Source organism: Vibrio sp. 10N.222.48.A3, assembly GCF_041475345.1.
GTDB classification, from domain to species: domain Bacteria; phylum Pseudomonadota; class Gammaproteobacteria; order Enterobacterales; family Vibrionaceae; genus Vibrio; species Vibrio tasmaniensis_A.
On the sequence record NZ_JBFRVX010000823.1, the window covers coordinates 1 to 7010 of the forward strand.

Below are 7010 nucleotides of genomic sequence, written 5' to 3' on the forward strand. Positions count from 1 at the left end.
TGCGTTAAGGCAAAGAAAATGCTTGATGAAGCGGGTGTTGAATACCAATACCACGATGTCGTAAAAGACAGCGCAGCTTTGTATCGCATGATTCCAGAGGTCAAAGCGCACATTGGTGAGAAAACACCAGTAACCGTTCCTCAGATCTGGCTCGATGGTAAATACATCGGTGGAGCAGACAACTTAGAAGCATGGATGAAAGAAAATGGTTTAGATACCATCCCGAATAATGTTGTCGACCTATCCAACCAATCGACAGGTTAAACTCACACAGAGTTACAAATCCGATCGGGAATTAATCAGTGTTTTTTGTGTCCATCCACAACAAAACGAGCGATGACCTTCATTAATCGCTAAAACGAAAAAGGCCTTAAACTTCATCGAGTTTAAGGCCTTTTTAAATTCCGTTTTTGAAAATGCTTATTTCGCCATTTTCTTCATCATTCGCTTAAAGAATGATGCTTTTTTTGGCTTTGGCTTGCCATACAATGCTTCGTGCATCATGTTTTTTGCTACCATTTGACCAAGGTATGCGTGGCCTAGTTCGTAATTCATGCTTATCTCCGCACATAATCGATTTTCTTATGCGCGGATTCTACACTTAAAGCGGCCAAAAACAAGATCTAAATCACATTTTAGTGCAACTGACTCATCCTATTGCAACGTCCGTATTCTTGTTTCTGCGTAAATCAGCATTGTATCGTTATATCAATGAGTTAATGTTAAGTCCGTCTAACCTTGATTCACCATACCCATTTGCAATCCAAGACATTGGTTTAGACATTCATAAAAAAAGCAGCTCAAGAGAGCTGCTTTTTAAATACTTAGCTTAGAAACACTGACCTTAAAAAGGACACTATTCGCTAATGCCTAATAGTTAGTAACTAAAACACTAGCTACGCTTTGGCTGTCTGTAAGTTTTACCCGCAATTTGGTATGTGTCTTTTTGCTTTAATTCAAACATAGTTTCAAAGAACCAAGCTGCAAATTTGATTAAGTCATCGCCTTCATTCATGACATGTTCGATGTACTCTTGCTCTTCGCCTTGTTCATTTTCTTGAAGCGTCACGTGGTAAATACGCTTTTCGCCTTCAACTTCAGCTAGCGCAAATTGACCTGTTAGTGATCCAGCAGCCTCAGCGACTTCTGTATCCTCATTGGATTTCAATAACTCAAGTGCTTGAGGCAGGCCATCTAGTGCGCAGATAGCTTTTACCAGTACTTCAAATTCATTTTGCTGCATGTTTATTACCTATTAAATGGACGCTGGTATTGTAGAAAACCATCCATACAAATACAACGTATTAACGACTGTATGCTGAACTATAGCGAGCTAGCTGTTTAACTGGTCTGTACTTCAGCTGCTTAACTGTACTCAACTTCGGTAGCTGTGGCTTTCTTATTCATTCTCGTTGAAGACCAAAGTACTGTAGCCATACAAGCGCCAATAATCAGATAAAACACGCCGAGCTGTAGGTGAGTCGTCACCCAACTCTCGACTAGATATCCACCAAGTAAACCCGCCAAACACATCTGAATTGAACCTGACAGTGCCGACACCGCGCCCGCTTTCTTCTTATGAGGTTCTAATAGCATACTGATCGATAGAGGGAAGGAGATACCTTGAGCGATAGCTAACCACGTAAATGCCCACACTAAGTTAAAGATGGATAACTCATGAGTAAGTAACCAAGTCCCTGAAGCTAAAATGATCAAAATCGCAAGACTCATCAATTGTGGTGTACTAAACCTACGATTGAGCAAGTTCAAAGCCACGCTACCAATCAGTAAGCCAGCCGAAGGGACTATCATCAACGATCCGTATTCAGCGGCTGTCAGCCCCAATTGCTCTTGCATTAAGAATGGAAACAGCGATAGCGACACCAAACTCGCCATGTAACTCATCCAATTATAACTGGCACTGGTCAACACTTGGCGATTCGTCAACAAACGGCCATAGTTCTTGACCACTTGACTGACTTCAAAGCGGCTCTTCCCGTATGGTAAAGTTTCATGAAGAACAAAATAGCCGAGAGTGAATATCGCCAGTAAATACACAAGAACAAACAGGAACACCGCCTGCCAACCGAGGTGGAATGAGATCCAACCACCAAACACGGGCGCAATAATCGGCATGATCGAAGCGGTGACCGAAATATAAGACAGTGCTTTGGTCAGTTGAAGGCCATCATAGCTGTCGCGCAGCACACTTCGCCCAAGAACCGAGGCACTACCCGCACCTAGACCTTGCAACAAGCGACCAACCTCTAACGCCGTCATGTTGTCGGAAAAAACAACACAAACAACAGTACCAATCAAATAAACACCCTGACCTAACAAGAAGATAGGTCTTCTCCCCACGGCATCGGACATCGGCCCGTAAAATAGCTGAGACAAGCCAAAACCCACAAGAAACAGCGTAACGAGCAGCTGTACATCTACCTGAGTCACACTTAAGTCTGAAGCAATTAGCGGCAATGATGGTAAATAGATACTCACCCCTACCTGTCCTGTAGCTATGATCATCATGGCTAAGAGTAGCGGTGTTTTTTTAAAGGTCGATTGGCTCAAAAAATTCCCTATTCGTTTGTTATTTGTTCATCAGATGAGTTTACATTCAAAACCAATAATTGATAATTAGCTAAATTGGAATTTAATTAAGTCCCAACAGGAAATAGTATGGATTGGATTCTTAACGTAAAAAGTTATGTAAAAGTGGTGGAAGAAGGCAGCTTCAATGGCGCAGCGCGTAAACTCAATACCACCAGCTCAGCGATCAGCAAAAGAGTGAACTGGTTAGAAGAACGTATTGGCACTCAACTATTAAAGCGCACCACGCGCTCAATCAGCCAAACCGAAGCGGGGGCTCTCTTTTATCTGCGAGCCAAAGATCAGCTCGATAATTGGCAATCGATTATTGATGAAACCCGATCGGTTAACCAAACGCCTGCGGGCCTGCTAAAGATTGGCGCAACCATTGCTGTTGGTTCTAAGTTTCTCGTGCAATACATGGACGACTTCTTAGAAAAGTATCCAGACATTAAAGTACAGCTTATCACCACCACGCCAGGTCAATTACCTGAGCTTGGCTTGGACCTGGTGATCAGTCGTGAACTGGAACAACTCAACTCGTTAAGCTTCAAGAAAACACCACTATTTGAACACAAAGCCAGCTTTTATGCCGCTCCCAGTTACTTGGCTAAACATGGTTATCCCATCAACGAGCAAGACTTAGAACAGCACAACTCCTTAATATGGGGAGAGCGTCCTATTCGTGAAGTCACGCTAACTAAAGGACAACGCATCACTTTGAACGGTAACTTTGCGACCACCAATCCTGAGGCTTTGTTTCATGCCGCGAAGCGAGGAATGGGCGTACTGTTAACCATCAAAGCAATGATCAAAGAGGATCTTAAACAAGGGACACTGGTTCCAGTATTACCAAATATAACAGCCGACGAAGTGATGGTTTACGCGTACTACCCTAAGCTTGACTACTCACATACACGAACCAAGCTATTTTTAGACCACCTAAAAGATAGGCTAGACAAAGAAAGAAATAGTCAAATTTTTTGAAATATATCGCACTAAATTTGAAAAATCACACAACACGATCGATAATAAACTAGACGCATATCAAAATTATTAATGCAAGTTGCATTGTTAATATTTAAGACGGTGCTGCTACAAGATCGTATACACAAGATCATACACATACAGCTTACACACGATTCTGGTTGGCTACGGATGGTGACTATGACTCAACATACACGCAATTGCATGATAGACACAGAGCGCATTGGCCGCTTACTCAAATTGGAAGGTATCGACCTTTTAGAGTCTGCCGTGCTTACTTTGCATCAAACCTTCGGTACTCAATACACCAGTATCATTGAGAAAAAGCACTTCCCCGATCAAATGGTTCCTTTGGTCATTGCCCATTCTGACCATGTACTGCATGACAAAATAAACGCACGCCATGGTCACATATACCAACAAGCCGTTAATCAAAAACACCCAGATTGCTCATTTGCTCAGTATATCGTTCAGTCACTCCCAACATCAGCATTTAGACAGGAAATCACCTCACAGAACTCAATCGCTATCCCAGCACGCAGTCAAAGTGGCGAAGTCATGGGTGTGCTTTTCTCAACCTTTAGTTCGCCTATGAGTACAGATCAGCAACAAGATGTGATAAAACACCACCAGTTGTTCGCAGATATCGTCATTCACACCTTGCGTGAAATGTGGTTCAACGACCGTTCTGAGCAACTGGTTAATCAACTCAGTTACGAAGTATCACACGATAGTCTAACTGGGCTATTAAACCGTAGCTGCTTATCAGACACCTTGGAATCGATCACTCAGCAGAGTGTCACTCCCTTCACGCTCGCTCTGCTCGACATCAATAGCTTCAAAGCCATTAATGATATGCACGGTAATTATATTGGCGATAAGGTGCTTCAGTTCGTTGCAGAGACCTTGCGCCGAACCTTGCCCGACAACAACCTGACGTTCCGGACGGCTGGCAATGAGTTCGCATTCATTACCTATCATTCAGACCCAATAGCGGTTTGCAAACAAATACTGGATAAGATAAAGCAAGGTTACACTAGTATTGATATCAAAATCGATTTCGACGTCAGCATCGGCATTGCCCGGTCAGATGGAGACAATAAAGACGTAGAGCAAATCATCTTCAACACCAGTTTGGCGCTAAAAGAGTGCCAGCATAGTCAAGATACTCATATTCAATGTTACGACACTCACCTAAGGGTTCGTTACCAAAGGAAAGCCGAGTTAATCGCCGCCTTACGAAGTGAGCTTGATAGCACCATATCAGACAGTCAGGCACCTAATGACAATGGAATGTACGTGGTTGTACAACCAATCGTTGATCACATTGATACACGATGGGATTACTTCGAGGTGTTAACTCGTTGGAAAACCACAAGACATGGCGACATCTCGCCAGTGGAGTTCATTCAGGTAGCGGAAGAATCGGGGTTGATTGTGGAACTGGGTGAACGGATCATCGAATTGGTATGCCGCGCTAAAACAACATTGGAGCGAGGCTTAGGCTACAAAGTTAAGCTTGGAATAAACTGCTCCGCTCACGAGCTTACCGATTCTAAGCGTTATATTTCCTATCTCACTCGAACGATTGAACAGCATCACTTTAAAGCAAACGAGTTTGTCATTGAGCTAACCGAAACCGTGCTGTTATCTCCAACTCAAGAAACAAAGTCAGCACTCGACTTTCTAAGGGGACAAGGGTTCACGATCGCTCTAGATGATTTCGGTACTGGTTACTCAAGCTTAAATTACATTCATAGCTACCCTATCGATTGTATTAAGATTGATGCCACCTTTATTCGAAATTTGCTGACAAACTCAACATCCGAAAGTGTTGTGTGGTTGATTGTTCAACTGGCACACAGACTCAATGTGTCATTGGTTGCGGAAGGCGTAGAGAAGCGTGAGCAATTAGAAAAGCTGCACGCAATGGGGTGTGACAAAATTCAAGGATACCTCTACTCTCCACCTATGCGACCAGAAGCTATCGTTAGCTACGTCACTCACTCAGAACCTCTAGCCTAAACGCCGTTTACTACCTCAACCTAAAATCAAAAAGCCGCGAGCGTATCACTAAACATTTAAGTATTTAGTTCTGCACTCACGGCTTTAAAGGCTACATCATTACTCGCAACCATCTAGCTAACGGTTACCTTGACGACATATAGTCAGCTGCTAGCTATTATTCGATTGTTTTTCTAGAGCTTTCTTTAATAGCTTGTCGGCTTCATCTCTAGCGGCTACGAATGTCGCTTTTTCCTTTTTAGGTACGGAATCGGCCATCGGAATATTTGCTTTCATTGCATTGACAGGACGACCACGTTCGATCAATTCGTAATGTAAGTGCGCCCCCGTCACTCGGCCCGTTTTACCTGATAAACCAATACGCTGACCACGAGATACCGTTTGCCCTTTACGAACGAGGATCTTACTCAAGTGTAGGTAGCGTGTTTTGTATGTGCTGCCATGCTGAATCACCACATAGTTACCCGCATATGGGTGCTTACGAGTCATGATCACTTTACCATCACCTGTTGCTTGAACGGGTGTGCCAATTGGCGTCGCGAAATCTGTGCCGTTATGCGGAGAGACTCGCCCAGTCACAGGGTGTAAGCGCTTAGGATTAAACTGAGAACTTTGACGCCAACCACGGCTCACAGGGTAACGTTGGAAAGCGCGTTGTAAGCTATCGCCATTGGCATCGTAATATTGTCCGTCAGTGTGTAAGTACGCTGAAACAACACGGTTACGGTTCATGATCTTGATGGCTTCTATTTCACGTTTCCCGGTTGCGACACCATCAACGAATTGCGCTTTTTGAAGCACTTCAAACTGATCACCCGCACGTAAGTCTCGGCTGAAATTCAGCTTATCTTTAAGAAGAGTCACAATATGGTCAATCTCAATACTGTTCAGGCCAACTTTGTTCGCTGACATAGAGAAACTGCCATGGATATCGCCCACTAAAGGCTTTTGCTTCCATTCACCCGGAATAGAAATGTCTTCGAATTCGTAGCTGCCGTCATCAAGCAGTCGATAAACCACTTTGTCCGCGACACTAAATTGAAGTTCCATTTTTGAAAGGTTGCCCGTCGCTTCGTCACGCCAAAAGCGTAATGTATTACCCGGACGAAGCGTGTCTAACGCAAGGAAGTTCAAATCGGTTTCCATCACGCTCATCATCGAGTTATAAGAAAACCCAAGCTGAGTGAAAATGCTACTTAAGTTATCGCCTGATTGAATTTGATATTCAAACGTCGGTGGCTCGATAACGGTAGCAGAAGGAGGTGACAGAATTGACTCAATAACGGTTGAGTCTGGCAAATCAAGATCGATCGTTTTCGTCAGATTTGATGGTGAATATTGCAAAGCAACACTTATCACTGCAATAAGTGGCAGACCTAAAATTGCTGCTTTTTTTACAGGTGAAAGCT

General features: G+C 43.4%; 7 protein-coding genes. 3 read left to right on the plus strand and 4 right to left on the minus strand.

Features of this window, described 5'->3' with window-relative positions; translation table 11 throughout:
* Positions 1–264, plus strand: a 264-nt coding sequence (locus AB4653_RS20280) for a glutaredoxin domain-containing protein (RefSeq protein WP_372105172.1), incomplete at its 5' end; no start/stop codon positions are given.
* A 156-nt stretch (positions 265–420) separates the two neighbouring features.
* On the opposite strand, the gene AB4653_RS20285 is transcribed toward AB4653_RS20280, so the two are convergent.
* The 3 genes from AB4653_RS20285 to AB4653_RS20295 all read right to left on the minus strand — a co-directional run bounded on the left by AB4653_RS20285 (position 421) and on the right by AB4653_RS20295 (position 2571).
* On the minus strand, positions 421–555 hold the full coding sequence (locus tag AB4653_RS20285) for a hypothetical protein (protein ID WP_004731825.1): 135 nt from the start codon (positions 553–555) through the stop codon (positions 421–423).
* 337 nt (positions 556–892) lie between these two features.
* Entirely contained in the window at positions 893–1243 is a 351-nt protein-coding gene (locus tag AB4653_RS20290; RefSeq protein WP_004731829.1) for a hypothetical protein, read from the minus strand.
* Positions 1244–1365: 122 nt separating this feature from the next.
* On the minus strand, positions 1366–2571 hold the full coding sequence (locus AB4653_RS20295; RefSeq protein WP_012600277.1) for a multidrug effflux MFS transporter: 1206 nt from the start codon (positions 2569–2571) through the stop codon (positions 1366–1368).
* Positions 2572–2679: 108 nt separating this feature from the next.
* On the opposite strand from AB4653_RS20295, the gene AB4653_RS20300 reads away from it, so the two are divergent.
* Both AB4653_RS20300 and AB4653_RS20305 read left to right on the plus strand, forming a co-directional pair.
* Positions 2680–3576 (plus strand): LysR family transcriptional regulator, encoded by an 897-nt coding sequence (locus AB4653_RS20300; RefSeq protein WP_102257522.1) that lies wholly within the window; start codon positions 2680–2682, stop codon positions 3574–3576.
* Between the two features lie 180 nt (positions 3577–3756).
* Positions 3757–5601, plus strand: coding sequence for a bifunctional diguanylate cyclase/phosphodiesterase (locus tag AB4653_RS20305; protein ID WP_102257523.1), 1845 nt, complete (start codon positions 3757–3759; stop codon positions 5599–5601).
* Positions 5602–5751: 150 nt separating this feature from the next.
* Here the strand turns inward: AB4653_RS20305 and AB4653_RS20310 are convergent.
* Positions 5752–7010: peptidoglycan DD-metalloendopeptidase family protein (locus AB4653_RS20310; RefSeq protein WP_372105174.1), on the minus strand; the 1259-nt coding region annotated here is incomplete at its 5' end.

What these genes read in the sequence shown, in the direction of transcription:
- AB4653_RS20285 (WP_004731825.1), bottom strand. Translation starts at nt 555, where the DNA reads ATGAATTACGAACTAGGCCACGCATACCTTGGTCAAATGGTAGCAAAA.
- AB4653_RS20290 (WP_004731829.1), bottom strand. Translation starts at nt 1,243, where the DNA reads ATGCAGCAAAATGAATTTGAAGTACTGGTAAAAGCTATCTGCGCACTA.
- AB4653_RS20300 (WP_102257522.1), top strand. Translation starts at nt 2,680, where the DNA reads ATGGATTGGATTCTTAACGTAAAAAGTTATGTAAAAGTGGTGGAAGAA.
- AB4653_RS20305 (WP_102257523.1), top strand. Translation starts at nt 3,757, where the DNA reads ATGACTCAACATACACGCAATTGCATGATAGACACAGAGCGCATTGGC.